This window comes from Enterococcus pseudoavium NBRC 100491, from assembly GCF_001544295.1.
Taxonomy (GTDB): domain Bacteria; phylum Bacillota; class Bacilli; order Lactobacillales; family Enterococcaceae; genus Enterococcus_A; species Enterococcus_A pseudoavium.
Map to the genome: position 1 here is coordinate 1 of NZ_BCQF01000039.1, position 14,605 is coordinate 14,605.

Consider the following 14,605-nt stretch of genomic DNA (forward strand, 5'->3'; position numbering starts at 1 on the left):
AACCTCCGTTTCAATTCGTTAGCAATTATGGTTTTGGAAGCATTCAAAACAACATAGCTCTAAAACAGCCTTCTGGCACTGCTACTGGAACAGTCAGTTTTGGAAGCATTCAAAACAACATAGCTCTAAAACCATCGCTAGTTATTGTGCTACCACTAATTAGTTTTGGAAGCATTCAAAACAACATAGCTCTAAAACAACGGTCAAGCGTTCATTCCACAAGGTCAAAGTTTTGGAAGCATTCAAAACAACATAGCTCTAAAACACACGAAGCCTCTAAACAGTTCTTATCTATGTTTTGGAAGCATTCAAAACAACATAGCTCTAAAACAATAGGTCATCCCCAACAGCGTTGTTGATAGTTTTGGAAGCATTCAAAACAACATAGCTCTAAAACCTCGTAGACCATTTTGGTTTTCAAAGATTTCGTAATCGCGCCACTCATCCATAGCAAGATTTCAGCCTTGAATGCTTCATTTATGAAACATATTTTTTTGTCAAAGATCGTCTAGAAAGATCACTCTTCGGAAATAGTAGTCAAAAAGTAATCTTCATCTAATACATATTGTTCCGCTCCCTCAACCTGTCTTGGTTCCAAGAAGAGCACCGTTGCGTTGTATAAAGAAATATAATTTTTCAATTCAACGAACTCTTCTTTTGTTAAATAGGAGCACACGTTTATTAATACTAGTAATTTTTTCTTGGTCAGATTTTTAAAGACTTGGATGATTTCCACTAATTTTTCAAAAATTGTATCACTTGTCGTTTCGATCTTGATTCCTAAAGCTTTAAATAGTTCTGTGACGGTAATTTCATCACTTTCCAGATCAAGCTCGTGTTCCAACAGCTCATAACCGATCAATTCGCTAATCGTCGACGTTAACTTATCAATCATCGATTTTACTTCTGGTTTTTCATTTAATTGATGTTCTAAATCCGTATAGATCAACTTTAAAATAGCTGTAGAATTAATCTCATAGCCTAATACATCAGTAACTAGCATCAATTCCGTCATCTTAATCGATTTTTGCTTTTCATCAAACAACCTCAGCTCTGAGTCATCAGTATATTGATAAAAAAGTTTTGTCAACAACGCAAAAATTTTAGTGTCCTCAATAGTTAGAATCGTTGCCGAATTCAATTCAAGTGGTTGGTCCAACAGTTCAAAATTAAGTTTCATCATAATTATCTCCTAAAAAGACAATTCTGTCATCCGTATTGCCGATACATGTGTCATACTCCCCACATAAATAGACCATTCTAGAAAATTGTTTTTCTGTCACCGTCAATAATGTCACCAACCCTTTCTTAGGGTTATTTTGTTTCAGCCTAGCCACCATCGCCTTCGAAGCCGTTCCATTCAATAGGATTTTGCTATACACCGAAAACTGATGCATAATGAATCCTTCGCTCAATAAAAACTTGCGAAAATTACGATAGGCTTTTCGTTCCTCTGCCGTTTCTGTCGGCATATCAAACATCAATATCATCCTCATATAACGATAACTCATATCCTAAACTCTGGGATCCTTTCTGTTTGTTCATTCAAGACCTTCACGACCTTTTTAGTATAATCACTAGCGATATTGGTCAAAAACATCACCTTCGAATTATAAGTGTATTGATTGGTAAATAATTCAAATAGACAGCGTTTGATTACTTTAAATTCAGCATTGCGATTGGCATAGACAATTTGATCAACGAGTGGTCGAAAAGGTTCCATCAAATCGCTAGCCAAATTGAAATCATTAAATTGATTGGCATGTTTCAATCCAAACTGTGTCATACAACCACACTTGACGATCTCTCTTGCAAAAACACTCATCAGCAATGTGTAGCCATAATTCAAACCTGCATTGATTGTATTTTCGCTATCTCGGGAGAAATCATTGCCAAACAAGGTATTGAAATAAATTCTAGCCGCATGCCCTTCTCGGTTCGAAGGATCAAATATTTCAAGTTCATTGTGTAAATGGGTAATCGCTGCGGCTTTTTCTTGAAATTCTAGTTGCGTCAGAAATTGATACTGGTTCAAGATTTTTTGAGAAATGATCTCTGTCCAAACAATGCCTTTTCGCTCTAACGTCCAATTCATTTGACGGCCTAATTGCAAACTACTGTCATGGCGACCATAAAAAGGAAGTAATTTCCCAATCGGCAGACGTTTATCATCACAAAAAAGGATCAAAATATTCTCATCCACTAACCGTTTAATCAGCATCGTCGTAATCAAAATATCGGTCGTTTCTAAAAGTAAAACATCGATTTCCGATAGATGGATCATTTCATTTTGGGCGGCTGATTTGTACACTAAGTGATTATTTTTGTAGGCTAATTTAGAGTGTGTATTCACCACGATCGTTCGCCAACCCATAATTACTCACCTAGTTTCCAATGCGTTTCATATAGACCGGTGATGGATTGGTGAATGATGGTGGCAGTTAAAATTTCTTTGATACTCGTGTAGCGTTTGCGCGGTATCGTAGTATCGAAAAATTTAAAATCGGCCGGTGCTCCCATTTTATTAAACTGTAACAAATTCAAACAAGCTTGCGCGAGGATTTTACTATCAGCTTCCTGATTTTGTTCATACAACGATGCTAATGTTTTCAAATTTTTATCTGCTAAAGTATAGCGGTCCGCAAACTGGCTGACGTATTCAAATAATTCGTTGAACAGGTCTCTATGAGTATTCAGATAGTTTAAACTCTTTCCATCTAAATCCTCACAATGTTTGGCATGATACAACAATTCCACTAACTGATTGGGCAGTACCATCTGATTTCCTTTTTGGGCTTCCGTAGCACTGGCAATCAGTCTGCGACGACCATTTTCCAATTCATACAGCGTATATTTAGGTAATTTGGCTAAGACTCGAGGATTTTGATAGCCTTTATCTGCTAAAAACTGATGCTCATTTTCCTCAAAGCGTCTCCGCTCCATAATCGTGATTCCCACAATATCTTTGGTCAATTTTCTCTGTTTTCCCTTTTCATGATTGATCACAACGGAGTATGCAATATTAGGACTATCAAAACCACCGTATTTTTGAGGATTCCACTCTTTTTTCCTAGCAATCAGTTTGGCTGAATCGCCTTTTGGCAAGATTGATTCTTTAGAGAAGCCGCCTGTCTGAATTTCCGTTTTCTTCACGATATTCATTTGACGGTACGTCATGACTTTTTTGACCATCGCGATATTTTTTTGATCCCAAAGAATCTCACCATTTTCATCCACTTTAGGCTGGGTACTTTCGAAAAAGTGCATCAAATTACTATAAAAATTCTTCTTGGCCGTCGCTTTATTTTCCTTAAATAGATTAAATTTCTGGTAATCCCCATAAACAAATTCAGGCTCCAAGCGCGGATAAACTTTTAGTAAAGCCTGCGCCACAACTCCATTTAAATAAGCATCTTGAGCATGATGGTAGTCATTGATCTCACGAACCTTATACAGCTGATAAATTTGACGAAATTGACTCGTCAACGCGGCTTTCAAGGTAATAATCCGCGTAGTGTCCTCGGCCTCCGCATTGTATTTTTGATGTAAAATCCGTGCAACATGTTTGGTGATTTGCCGTGTTTCGACTAGTTGACGCTGAATAAAGTGGGCTTTATCTGCGTCAGTCAAGCTGCCTTTCGTTAAATTATCAAATTTGCGTTGACTAATCAGATTGGCTTTTTTTAGTTTTTCCCAAAAATTCGTCATATTGCTGACTATTTTTTCATCCGGGACATCATTCGATTTCCCGCGATTTTCTGTTGAACTAGTCAAAACCAAATTGTCGATTGAATTATCTTTGATGAAACTTTGTGGAATAATATGATCGATATCATACTGGGAAAGCTTACTGATATCGAGCTCTTTTCCGGTGTACATATCTTTACCATTTTGCAAATAATATAAAAAGAGGCGATCATTTCTTAAATTAGCATTATCTAACGGATATTCTTTTAAAATATTACTGCCAAATTCTTTCATCGCCTCTTCTAAGACCTTTTGCCGTGCTTTGGATTTGTCTCGACCCCTAGACGTCGTTTGATTTTCCCGAGCCATCTCCACTACGATATTGGTTGGTGGATACCCCATGATCTTGACGATTTCATCGACCAGCTTCAAACTTTGTAAAATTCCTTTTTTAATGGCCGGACTGCCAGCCAACTCCTTAACTACTTCATGGAGATCTGCCGTTTGATCGACGGACTGGCGCTGCTGGATGATTTCTTTAAACGATAGATTCTCATCATTGATCAACTGCATCAGATTTCTATTTTTATTTACCGGCAGATCGTCGTCCCGCATCAAATAATCTAAAATAGTTTTCTTTGATTGTTGATCTCGGATACCATCAATCAATTCCGCAGACAATCGTCCCCAGCCGGTGTAGTGCCGGCGAACGATTTTTTTCAGTACATTCGGTTCAAAATAGTCCGCATATTTACTTAGCTGTTCCTTGATCATTTTTTGATCTTCAAAAACGGTCAAGATTTTAACAATCTCTTCAAACATCGGTTCATTAACTGGATCATCCAACATTTCTTGACTGATGCCTAGTTTGATTAAATCATGATAGGTTCCATAACTCGCATTGAAGCGCTGCTCGATTCCGCGGATTTCGGCCGTTTCGATCATATACTGATTTTTCAAAAAATGTTCGAGCAGGGCATACGTCACTTTGCGATTCTTCTTGAATAATTCGCTGAAAATTTCCTTTTTTTCAACACTTGAAAAATTGTGAATCTCCCCTCGATCATTAAGATAAGAAACCTTCGTCAATTCATTGAAAACCATATATTTTTCATACAACAAACTATGTTTCGGTAAAACTTTTTCTTGCGGCAAATAACTATCATAATTAGTCATTCGTTCAATGAAAGCCGTAGCCGATTTCCCTTCATCAACAACTTCTGTAAACGTCCAGGGCCTTATCGCTGCATCAGTTTTTTTACTCAACCAGCTAAACCGACTATTTCCTTGTGCCAACGGTCCCACATAATAGGGAATCCGAAACGTTAGAATTTGTTCGATTTTTTCTTGATTTTCTTTTAAAAATGGATAGTAATGACCCTGCTTGCCAAGAATCGCTCGTAATTCCTCCAGATGGATTTGATGCGGGATGACCCCGTTATCAAACGTGCGCTGTTTTCTTAAAAAATCTTCTTGGTTTATTTTGTCAAAAAAATACTCTGATCCGGGGATATTCTTCAAGAGTTTCTCTAAATACTTATAAAACTCCGCTTGAGATACTTTGGAACTGTTTTCGATATACCCGGCATACCCATTTTTCGTCGAATCTCGAAAAACTTCATAATATTTCTCTGGCAGTTCCTTACGAACAAATTTTTTCAATTTTTCCAAATCTGTTTTGTGTTCTTCATAGCGCTTAATAAAACTAGCCGATAGCTTCGCCTTCGTTTTGATGTCCTTAACCGTTAAAATCCCTGATAACTCAACCGCATCGTATACATTTTTAGCTGCTGCAAAAACATCCGCATAGTCATCGCCGACGGCACCCAAAAGATTCTCCAGTTCTTCTTCATACTCTTCTTTAGAAAATTGTAGTTTCGCATCTTCACTTAGACCAAAGGTCTTTTTAAAATTACCTTGATTGCCGACAATCAGTTTTAAAAATTGCATAAAAGTCCCATTTGATTTTTCATTGGGAAATAATTTAAGCGCATTTTCGGCTTTTCTTTGACGCGACACTCGTTCTTGTAGTACCGGACTAACGTCTGTCGTTTCTTTTACCGGATTGATCAAACTTCCATTTTCTTGCACAGTAAAAGCTTGGTTGTAGGCCTGTAAAAAAACTTTAAACGTTTCTTTCACCGAGGAATTCTCCGTATTTAATTTCCCTTCAATTAAAAAATTCCCTCTAAACTTAATGATATGGGCCAAAGCCAAATAGACCAGCCGTATATCAGCTAGTTCGGTGGAATCGGCCAAAAATTTGCGCAAATGATAAATCGTTGGAAACTGTTCATGATAAGCGACCTCCTCTTCTAAAGTCGCGAAAATAGGATGACACTCGTTTCGTTTCTCTTCAGGAACTAAAAAGCTATCCTCTAAACGATGGAAAAAATTTTCATCGACTTTATCCATCTCTCCTTGAAAGATTTCTTGAAGGTAAGAAATTCGATTACGACGTCGCGTATATCTTCGGCGGGTCGTCCGTTTCATTCGAGTGCTTTCTGCCGTTTCGCCCGCCTCAAATAAACGAACGCCCCAAAAATTCTTTTTGCTTTTCTTCTTGTCGCCATTCCCCTGGATCTTCATGTTTTTCTTAATCAAATCATAATTTGTATCCAACACTGCCCAACCAACGGAGTTAGTTCCAATATCTAGTCCAATCGTATATTCTTTAGCCATCCTGTCCTCCTCAAATAATTTTTCCCTCAGACTTCCACTTTTTTTATATTTTTGTTATAATCAAATTGTTGGAAGTATTCATAACAACATAGCGAGTTAAAATAAGGCTTAGTCCGTAATCAACTTTTTAAAGTGGCGCTGTTTCGGCGCTTTTTTTGTGCCCTTTTTTACGCGCTTCAGTAATCGCTTACTAAAAGTTTATCACTCTTAGCCGTTATAATAAATCGGAAATAGTAATAAAAAATATTTTTTTGCGTAAGATAGTTTTGATTACTTTTTTTGTATTTATCCACAAAAATCCTAGGGAACAATCACTCAGACTCTTTTCGATAAACGAATATCCAAGCATTAAAAGAGCTCGAATGAACGTATTGCAAAAGGCTGGCAACAAGATCCTCAACTCAGATCTTCTTACCAGCCTTTGACAAATTAATGTCCTCTTCGTTTTTCACCGCTTTTTCGTTTCTGTACACATCTCTCAGCTTGCCGTTCCTTATTTCTGTTGTTCCTGCCATTCAGATGCTAATAAGGAGTAATACAAGCGCCCCACATACTGCCCATTGATATAGAAATAATCCCTTAGCATCCCTTCATAGACGCAACCGCAATTCAAGATGACCTTTTGAGAAGCGACATTGCCTTCCTTGTGACAAATCTGAATCTTGTGAACATTGATTTTCTCAAAAGCAAAACGCAGGACTGCCTTGGTTGCTTCCGTGCAATACCCTTTTTTCTGAAATGCCGAGCCGATACAGTATTCCAATTCACCAAAATGGTTTTTGTTGTCGACCGAGAAAATTGCAAATTGACCGATGCACTGATTCGATTCTTTTTCAACAATCGCCCAGCGATAGTAATCTTTCTCCACATATCTGGTGATATAGTTCAGTAAAAGATTGTAGACCTCATCATAAGTATTGTAAGTTGGTTCTGAATAGAGCGCTTGGATCTTTTCATCACTCGCCCAGTTTTTTAACACGGCTTCTGTATCCCCCAACTCAAATCTGCGCAAAAGTAAGCGTTCCGTCTCGATAGTTTCCGTTCCACAATTTGTCAGCATTCCTTGTCCTCCTTCATTGGTTCTCGCTATTCATTATAAAGCAAGGATTGGGTGAATGCACAGCGCTTTCGTACTGTTAGTACCATGGATTATAGTCAAAGAACCTGTGCTAAAAGTGATCAGCTTAAAGAACTTTCGGCTTATTTCGGAAGAAGCTCCTTGAAAACAGCGCTTATTCGCAAAAAGAAGGTGTGACAAAAGTTTTTTGTCACACCTTCTTTGATTTTATTTCTCAGGCACATCTAAGAACTCACCGTGCATGTTTTCATAATGTTTAACACTTAAAGTTTCAAAAAGAGCGATTACGGGATGCTCGTAATTCAAATCCTTTTGAAATTCATTTAGTTGCGCGGCGAGTTTTTTGTATTCTACCAACTCTTCAATGAAGAAATAACCTTTTAACGAGATGCTTTCATGTTTTTCTTTATCGACACAAAACAATCCGCCAGAACGGTTTTGGCGAATATTTTCTGCCGTTCGGCCATCGCCGTTCAGATAAAACTTGAAATAGTAAAAGCCGTTTCGTTCTAACGGTGGGGAAACCGCGATGGTGTGGGGAAAGCCGCGATTGTCGATTGTGACCAAGGTAAACGTCTCTGCATTTGCTAATAAATTTTCCATGTTCTTATCCATTTTTAAAACCCCCTAAGTATTTTTTGGTACATATAACGATACAAAATCCGCTAAAAATTCCACTGTCAAAGGTAATGCTGGTCCTTTGTCGCCATCGATTCGCGAATAGATCGGTTGATCCGTCAGCGGCTTCATCTCCAGCGTATTCGTTTCTAAATAAGTCAAGGCCTCGGAATCTTTCAGTCGTCCTGTAAAAATAAAACGCAACAGTTGCAGTAATTTGCTGAAACGCATATTATGCAAAATACTCACATGCAACTCATCAGAATCAGATGCGATATACTCGCGCCCGCCAATCGAATGAGTCGTCGTCACTAAGGAGAACCAGACCTTCAATTTTTCGTGATAGTCCGCAGCAGTTATCTCAACGGGATAAGAGCGATTCTTACCGAGTTGTTTCAAAGCTTTTAAAGGATAGACGATCAAGCCGAATTTTCGCTTTTCACTTTGTCGGACTTCATTAGAGATATCCGCAAAAGAACCGAAAGTAAAAGAACTGATGACCGCTTTTTGCCGATCTTGACAGGCTGCAATCCCGACTTTTCGCTGATGTCCGGCGAGGATCACTTCCATCGCCGCATCTGGATCCAGCGGCAAATGCCAACGTTTGGCAAAGTTATTAATCGTTCCACCGGGAATGATCCCTAAAGGAAGCGTTTTTCCGGACTGGACAAAAGCTGTACCGACAATATTCAATGAGCCGTCTCCGCCGATTGCTATGAGACTATCCAGTTTGTCGAGGGACTCTTTTATTATGTTTACCGCTTTTTCTGGGTCTGGTGCCGTCAAAAATTTCGCTGAGTGTCCCGCCTGTTCCAATTTTTCTCGCATTTTTTTGGCGATCGTCTCTGCGTTACCATCGCCGGCGTTTGGATTGAAAAAAATTCCATAGCGCACGTTTTTCACCCTCATTCACTCATAAATCTTTGTTTTTTAAGCCACTAAATTGATTGTTTCTACCCTTTCACCTTATCATTTTTAACCTAAAAAAGCCTTTTTAACGAACTAAATTTCAAAAAAACGATGTCCCACACTTCTTTTCTGTATAAAACCTGCTATGATAGGCACAGAGAGGACTGAATAGTATGTTTGAACCAAGCAAACCGCGTCGCAGCGAAGTGCCTTTTGAGAGCGTCCCTGAACAGATGCAACAGGAGATTTGGCAGCTGATTTTCATGCGCCCTATGAAAGGACTGCCCTTGACTTCACCTCAGCGCTTTCATTTTTTTAAAAACAAACTAGACCATACGTTGAGTCTAGTCTACTCGCAAAGTGATCCGTATTTTTCAGAGGGAATCTCAGCTCCTTATATAGCAGCTTATGAAGAGATTGTTTTTCCAAAAGTGCTGTACGTTTATGATACCGGCAGTGAACTGCTGATGACTTTAAATGAAAAAACCATTTGACGCGATCGTCAAATGGTTTTTTCGTTTTATTTTACCACCATCACATTACAAGGTGCTTGATTGACCACGTATGCGGTCGTTGAGCCCACGAGGAATAAAGACAACGCCCCCAAACCGGTCGCCCCCATCACGATTAGATCGGTCTCTAATTTTTCTGCGAGTTCAACGATTTCTCGTTTCGGGTTGCCGGCTATGATTTGAGAAGTCAAATGAACTTCGGTTTCTTCTGCCACTCGATGGTGCTCCAAGTCGGTAATGATCTTTTGGGCCTTTTCGTGGACTTCCTGCATCAATGGAATCGAATTTCCGCCAGTTGTTCCGCTGAAACTAGCCGTATCAATCACGGTTGCCAAGGTCAATTTCCCTTTGTTTCGTTTTGCAATATTGATCGCTTCATCAAATGCTTTTTTGGATTGTTCTGAGCCATCCACAGCCACTAATATATTTTTATATTCATCCACCATCTTCGCCACCTCTTTCATCCTTAGTTTATCATCCTAGCCCCTTTACGAAAAATAATAATCCTCCTTTCTCTTCATTTTTTTACTTTTAAAATCATTAAATCTCCTTAAAAGCCAGCAAGAAAAATTGTTCTTTGAAGGACAAGGTGCTAAACTTTCTTCAGTGACGAGCAATTAATAACTACATAACTCTTTCAAATAAAAAAGGAGCTAACAATGAATAAAAAACAACGTAAAAAAGCCCATTTGATTATCCATGGCGCATCGACCGCTGCCGCAGGAGTTGGTGCCGGAATGGCGCAACTTCCCTTTCCCGATGCTACGGTTTTATTACCGATCCAAACCGCGATGGTCATCGCTCTAGGCAAAGTTTTCCATATTAAACTGGAAGAAGGCGCCGCTAAAGCCCTCGCTACCCAATTTATGGCGCAAAAAGCTGGTCAAATGACCGCCCGTTTCTTGGCAGGAAAACTGCCCGTAGCCGGAAATATCATCAACGGCTCCACCGCTGCCGCTATTACCGAAAGCTACGGCTGGATGATCGCCAAAGAATTTGCTGAAGACGAACAAAAGAAACACGGCCGCAATTAATGATTGACCTGAGACGAATCTACTCAACATAGCGCCAAAAAATCAGCCCACTGAAAATAGTCGGCTGATTTTTTTCATATGGACCCACCCTTTTCACGAGAATTTGCTCACGCGCGCTTTTTAAATTTTTTTAAACCATTCATGGTTATCTTTTCAAGCCGTTCCCGTTTCGCTATACTATAGTTGTGGATGAACTTGGTGTTTTACTCGTTCAATGATGTAGTCCGCATTTAAGATAGAGGACTGGGGTTCGATTCCCTGCATCCACATTTAGTAATACAAATGCGAAACAAATAGAAAGCACTGTTAAACCAACGTTTATGATGGATTAACAGTGTTTTTTTATTATAAAAATTCCAATTTAATTATCGATTAAATAACGTTTCCTATGAAAAATAAAACTTTATAAAATCGCTCATTTTTAAAAATGTTTAGATCTGTGTTTAGATTTAAAAAACTTCAATAAGCCGTGATGGCTATTTACTATCTCTAAAGAACCACAGGATTACATCTATATCTCTAGGAGTCCAACAATATTGGTTAAACGCCTTATTCAATTCAGTGGCTTTCTTTTTAAAAATATTAATCAGGTATACTGCTTCGTCAATTTTTATATTTTGAGAATTTATTGATTTAATAGTTTCATCATCTTTATATTCATCTGTTGTAAGCAACGCCCGAACGACCATATCATCTACTGTTCCAAAATAGCTCGGGTACAATAGAGATAGCAGACCTGAACCACCTGCCACACCCAATCCTTTAATTTGAACTGCCCTTTTTAACCCTATTTTTGCATCTTCTAAATTAAAGTCAAATAATTCTTCTTGTATCTTTTTCAGTTCCTCAACATTACTTTCATACTCTTGTAATTTTTTTCTAGTCGTTGCTAAACGATTTTTCGCTGTGTATTTCCATAAAAAGTATTCATCATGTAAAAATTTATAAAACTCACTTGCTTCTAAATTTTTAATATATTCTACATTTAGTTTTGACATTTTTGTTTCAATAGAATTATCTCTACCGGTTTCTTTGTTCGCTTGGAATAGAGCTTCATTCCATACATCATTTTCCTGTGAATTCCAAATATCATTAATATTCATTTGACATCCTCATAAAAGCGTTTTCTTTTATTATATCTTATATCAAGATGAACTTTTCAACCAAATTACATTTAATAACTCTATACAACAAAAAAGCAGACTATCCCCAGCCGATTATTAATCATTCGTATTTTTAGTATATCAAACTTCCACATCTATTCCATAATTTCCAACGATTGGCAGAAATCGCCTTGTGCGGCTTCTACTTCGTCAGTTGTCACTTTGACCAACTTATCAATTTGTTTAAAAATCTGAATTGCATTCAGTTCATAGAACAATTTTAGTATGAATACCGTTAGCATAAAAATGTAGTTTCTTGATCATTTGCACTGATTTCCGAGCATTTATTTCGAAAAAATTTCCTAGTGCCTTTTTAATCCATCAAACCCGGTCAAGGATTTCATAAGACCCTCATTGTCCAACTGTGCTAAAATAATCTAAAAGGGATGTGACCAGATGTTGGATAACCTTAAAAAAGATTTTGATAAAGGAATGCCTGTCATCACTTATATCAAAAAGCACTTTGGTTTTGAATCGGTGGCTGAATTTGAAAGTTACATCAAAAATTTAAAAGAAAAAGCCGAAAAATATGATCAACTAGTTGAAGAAGAAAAAAAACAGAATTAATTTATGCTTCAGACTGTAGACAAAGTCCAGTTTATGGATGCTGTCTGCAGTTTTTTTATAATAGATCTGTTTTTTCGTGATTCCTTGGATTACTATTTTCCTGTGATAGAAACAGCTGGTGGTTGCTTACGTTTTACTTACGTTTCCCCGGCTATTCACATTCAGCTCCTTTAAGGTGTTATGTTTAAGTAGTACCACTGAGGATGTGAAAACAATGACCAACTTTTATCCCGTACATGTCTATGTTTCTAACTATCGGATGTACTCTTCTTTAGAAAAAGCAAAGTTTAATACTTCTAAGGATAAGTCAATTGTTAGCCTGTTTGCTGTTTTGAATTTAAAAGAAATCAAATCGCTGAGAATGAATTTATTTATCTACGACCTTGATATAAAAAGTTTCAATACATTAGCGGCGGCTACCTCCGATTGTAAAAAAATATCTTAATCACTGACACCGAGTAATCAGCGGGGTGTCTTTAGTGTTTTAATAGGTCGCAATAGAACTCTCAGCTAGTTTTAGCAAATTGTGTTACACTCAACGCAAGAGGTGATTTTTATGCTAAGAACACAAATTGATGTTGTTTCTCTAATGAAATCCGTTTCGTTACACGTCGCCGATTCTTTTGATAGCGCTTCGGTGATTGCAGAATTTGAAACACCGAAAGAATTACTTGATTTTTCTGAACAAAATTTTGATGCCCTTTCAACAGAATTTCTAAACAGCTTTCGTAAGGATTTTCAAGATGCTTATGTCACTGAATTGATTAAACAATTAAAAGAACAAAGTGTAACTTTTGACTAGACTCGATCATGGAGTCTTTTTTTTTCAGCAATTCTTGCAGCCCGCCCTTTCTTGCTAAGAGTCCGCATGAGGTGGTGTTAAAAGTTTTTTTCGGATGTATAATTAGCTAAGCTTTTAAAAGACCAGCTAGTTTACTATAAAGCAACTATCGTAAGCGGAATATTATTAAGGATCGGAGGTTAATCGTCATGTTTTATTTTTTTAGCGCACTTCCCATTATGGTTCTGCTCGTTATCTTTCCACCCCTATACAACTATCTATCAAAACATGATACATACCGGACAAATTCGGTCTTCGGTTTTAGATCGACCAAAGCCGTGAAAAACCCGGAAAATTGGCGCGATGCTCAACGACTCTGTTGTCACACATCCCTCATTTTAGGCTTTATTCAATTGCTTATAACCCTTGTGATCAAGCTAATCCCTTCCTTTTCGGATGACGTGGCCTTACTTATCGCAGTTCTCTTCTTCTTTTTCTTATTGATAAGCCAATCTATCTATGTCAACCATAAATTGCCCTGAAAAAAAGTGGCACGTAGCTCAACTTGGGGAATTTCCACAAAAAGTGTGCCAATTATTATCAACTATTGAGGAAAAAATGTTTAAATCAAGGTAAAATGAAGAGAAGGCGTAACCTTCTATTAACAGTTTTTTTTACATGAGTTACTTCTAAAATAATTATTATCACAAAGCAAGTTTAACTTAATACGCAAATAATCGGAGGTAAAGGGATGGTGTATTATTATATTTGTGCGGCATTTACGCTAATAAGTGCCGCAGTGAGTTTTGGATTTTCTATCGCTGCTTATCTAAACGCGCGGGAACAAAATGGGAGTGCTTTGACCAACGCAAAGTATGCTGTGTCAAGAAGCCTTGCATTACTACTCGTGGGGATCGGATTGTTCTTTTTTAGAGAGGCTTCGTTCCTAATTGCCTTATCAATGGTTATGATCGGTATTCAACTATTCGATGGCATTATCGGTTTAAAAATAAGCCCGTTTAAAACTTTGAGACCCTTATTTACCGCGTTAGGAAACACCGTTGTCTTGATACTCTTTTTATGCAATCATTAACGCAATAAATGTTTTCTCGTTGCCTGACTAAAGCTAAAACTAGGAGGAGGAAGAAATGAAAAATGCCGTCTGTTTGTGTGGGAAAGTATCTATTCAAGTCACAGATTTTCAACCTGAAGTAGGGGCCTGTCATTGTTCGATGTGCCGCAAGTGGGGATCTGGGCCGCTTCTAACGATTGAAGCAGGAACGTCCGCTGATATCACTATCCATAACGAAGCGTTCGTCTCAAGATACCAATCATCGGAATGGGCCGAAAGAGGATTTTGTTCAAATTGTGGCTCAAATCTTTTTTACCATTTATTACCCACGGATGCCTACAGCATTCCGATTGATCTATTTGAAGAGCAAGCAGAGGCCGCGTTATCACTCGAAGTCTACTATGATCAAAAACCGGCTTATTATGACTTTGCCAACCCAACAAAAAAACTAACGGAAGCAGCTATCTTGAAAATGGTTCAAGAAACTTACTTTTCCCCAAAT

Annotated in this window: 16 protein-coding genes and 1 CRISPR repeat array; of the genes, 7 read left to right on the plus strand and 9 right to left on the minus strand. The window is 37.9% G+C overall.

The window, feature by feature from the left end:
- The first annotated feature begins 30 nt into the window (after positions 1–30).
- Positions 31–397: a CRISPR direct-repeat array (repeat unit 36 nt; unit sequence GTTTTGGAAGCATTCAAAACAACATAGCTCTAAAAC).
- 120 nt (positions 398–517) lie between these two features.
- The 7 genes from csn2 to EP1_RS12545 all read right to left on the minus strand — a co-directional run bounded on the left by csn2 (position 518) and on the right by EP1_RS12545 (position 8,959).
- The gene (csn2, locus tag EP1_RS12515) at positions 518–1,183 is read right to left on the minus strand and encodes a type II-A CRISPR-associated protein Csn2 (protein ID WP_217994566.1); all 666 of its coding nucleotides are present in this window, start codon (positions 1,181–1,183) and stop codon (positions 518–520) included.
- Positions 1,170–1,511 (minus strand): CRISPR-associated endonuclease Cas2, encoded by a 342-nt coding sequence (gene cas2 / locus EP1_RS12520; RefSeq protein WP_067627987.1) that lies wholly within the window; start codon positions 1,509–1,511, stop codon positions 1,170–1,172. The genes csn2 and cas2 overlap by 14 nt, the downstream gene beginning before the upstream one ends.
- Complete coding sequence (gene cas1, locus EP1_RS12525; protein WP_067627989.1) at positions 1,508–2,377, minus strand: type II CRISPR-associated endonuclease Cas1; 870 nt, start codon at positions 2,375–2,377, stop codon at positions 1,508–1,510. The genes cas2 and cas1 overlap by 4 nt, the downstream gene beginning before the upstream one ends.
- Complete coding sequence (cas9, locus tag EP1_RS12530) at positions 2,377–6,369, minus strand: type II CRISPR RNA-guided endonuclease Cas9 (protein ID WP_067627992.1); 3,993 nt, start codon at positions 6,367–6,369, stop codon at positions 2,377–2,379. The genes cas1 and cas9 overlap by 1 nt, the downstream gene beginning before the upstream one ends.
- Before the next feature lie 493 nt (positions 6,370–6,862).
- Entirely contained in the window at positions 6,863–7,429 is a 567-nt protein-coding gene (locus EP1_RS12535; RefSeq protein ID WP_067627995.1) for a GNAT family N-acetyltransferase, read from the minus strand.
- Positions 7,430–7,654: 225 nt separating this feature from the next.
- Positions 7,655–8,062, minus strand: a complete 408-nt coding sequence (locus EP1_RS12540; protein WP_067627999.1) for a pyridoxamine 5'-phosphate oxidase family protein — start codon at positions 8,060–8,062, stop codon at positions 7,655–7,657.
- A 12-nt stretch (positions 8,063–8,074) separates the two neighbouring features.
- On the minus strand, positions 8,075–8,959 hold the full coding sequence (locus EP1_RS12545; RefSeq protein ID WP_067628002.1) for a diacylglycerol/lipid kinase family protein: 885 nt from the start codon (positions 8,957–8,959) through the stop codon (positions 8,075–8,077).
- Between the two features lie 188 nt (positions 8,960–9,147).
- Here EP1_RS12545 and EP1_RS12550 point away from each other — a divergent pair, with 188 nt between their 5' ends.
- Positions 9,148–9,468, plus strand: a complete 321-nt coding sequence (locus EP1_RS12550; protein ID WP_067628005.1) for a DUF960 domain-containing protein — start codon at positions 9,148–9,150, stop codon at positions 9,466–9,468.
- Between the two features lie 26 nt (positions 9,469–9,494).
- On the opposite strand, the gene EP1_RS12555 is transcribed toward EP1_RS12550, so the two are convergent.
- On the minus strand, positions 9,495–9,932 hold the full coding sequence (locus EP1_RS12555; RefSeq protein WP_067628008.1) for a universal stress protein: 438 nt from the start codon (positions 9,930–9,932) through the stop codon (positions 9,495–9,497).
- Between the two features lie 213 nt (positions 9,933–10,145).
- Between EP1_RS12555 and EP1_RS12560 the strand changes: the two genes are divergently transcribed.
- Positions 10,146–10,520 (plus strand): hypothetical protein, encoded by a 375-nt coding sequence (locus tag EP1_RS12560; protein WP_067628011.1) that lies wholly within the window; start codon positions 10,146–10,148, stop codon positions 10,518–10,520.
- A gap of 476 nt (positions 10,521–10,996) precedes the next feature.
- Here the strand turns inward: EP1_RS12560 and EP1_RS12565 are convergent, their stop codons facing one another.
- Positions 10,997–11,623: a hypothetical protein gene (locus EP1_RS12565; RefSeq protein WP_067628014.1), complete on the minus strand. Its 627-nt coding sequence runs from the start codon at positions 11,621–11,623 to the stop codon at positions 10,997–10,999.
- A gap of 456 nt (positions 11,624–12,079) precedes the next feature.
- Here EP1_RS12565 and EP1_RS13470 point away from each other — a divergent pair, with 456 nt between their 5' ends.
- The 5 genes from EP1_RS13470 to EP1_RS12590 all read left to right on the plus strand — a co-directional run.
- Positions 12,080–12,250, plus strand: coding sequence for a hypothetical protein (locus tag EP1_RS13470; protein WP_157065601.1), 171 nt, complete (start codon positions 12,080–12,082; stop codon positions 12,248–12,250).
- 556 nt (positions 12,251–12,806) lie between these two features.
- Positions 12,807–13,052 (plus strand): toxin-antitoxin system, toxin component, encoded by a 246-nt coding sequence (locus EP1_RS12575; RefSeq protein WP_067628018.1) that lies wholly within the window; start codon positions 12,807–12,809, stop codon positions 13,050–13,052.
- 218 nt (positions 13,053–13,270) lie between these two features.
- Positions 13,271–13,573: an SdpI family protein gene (locus tag EP1_RS13795; RefSeq protein ID WP_369405937.1), complete on the plus strand. Its 303-nt coding sequence runs from the start codon at positions 13,271–13,273 to the stop codon at positions 13,571–13,573.
- 209 nt (positions 13,574–13,782) lie between these two features.
- The gene (locus EP1_RS12585) at positions 13,783–14,124 is read left to right on the plus strand and encodes a hypothetical protein (protein WP_245630621.1); all 342 of its coding nucleotides are present in this window, start codon (positions 13,783–13,785) and stop codon (positions 14,122–14,124) included.
- Between the two features lie 55 nt (positions 14,125–14,179).
- On the plus strand, positions 14,180–14,605 hold a 426-nt coding region (locus tag EP1_RS12590; protein ID WP_067628024.1), incomplete at its 3' end, for a GFA family protein.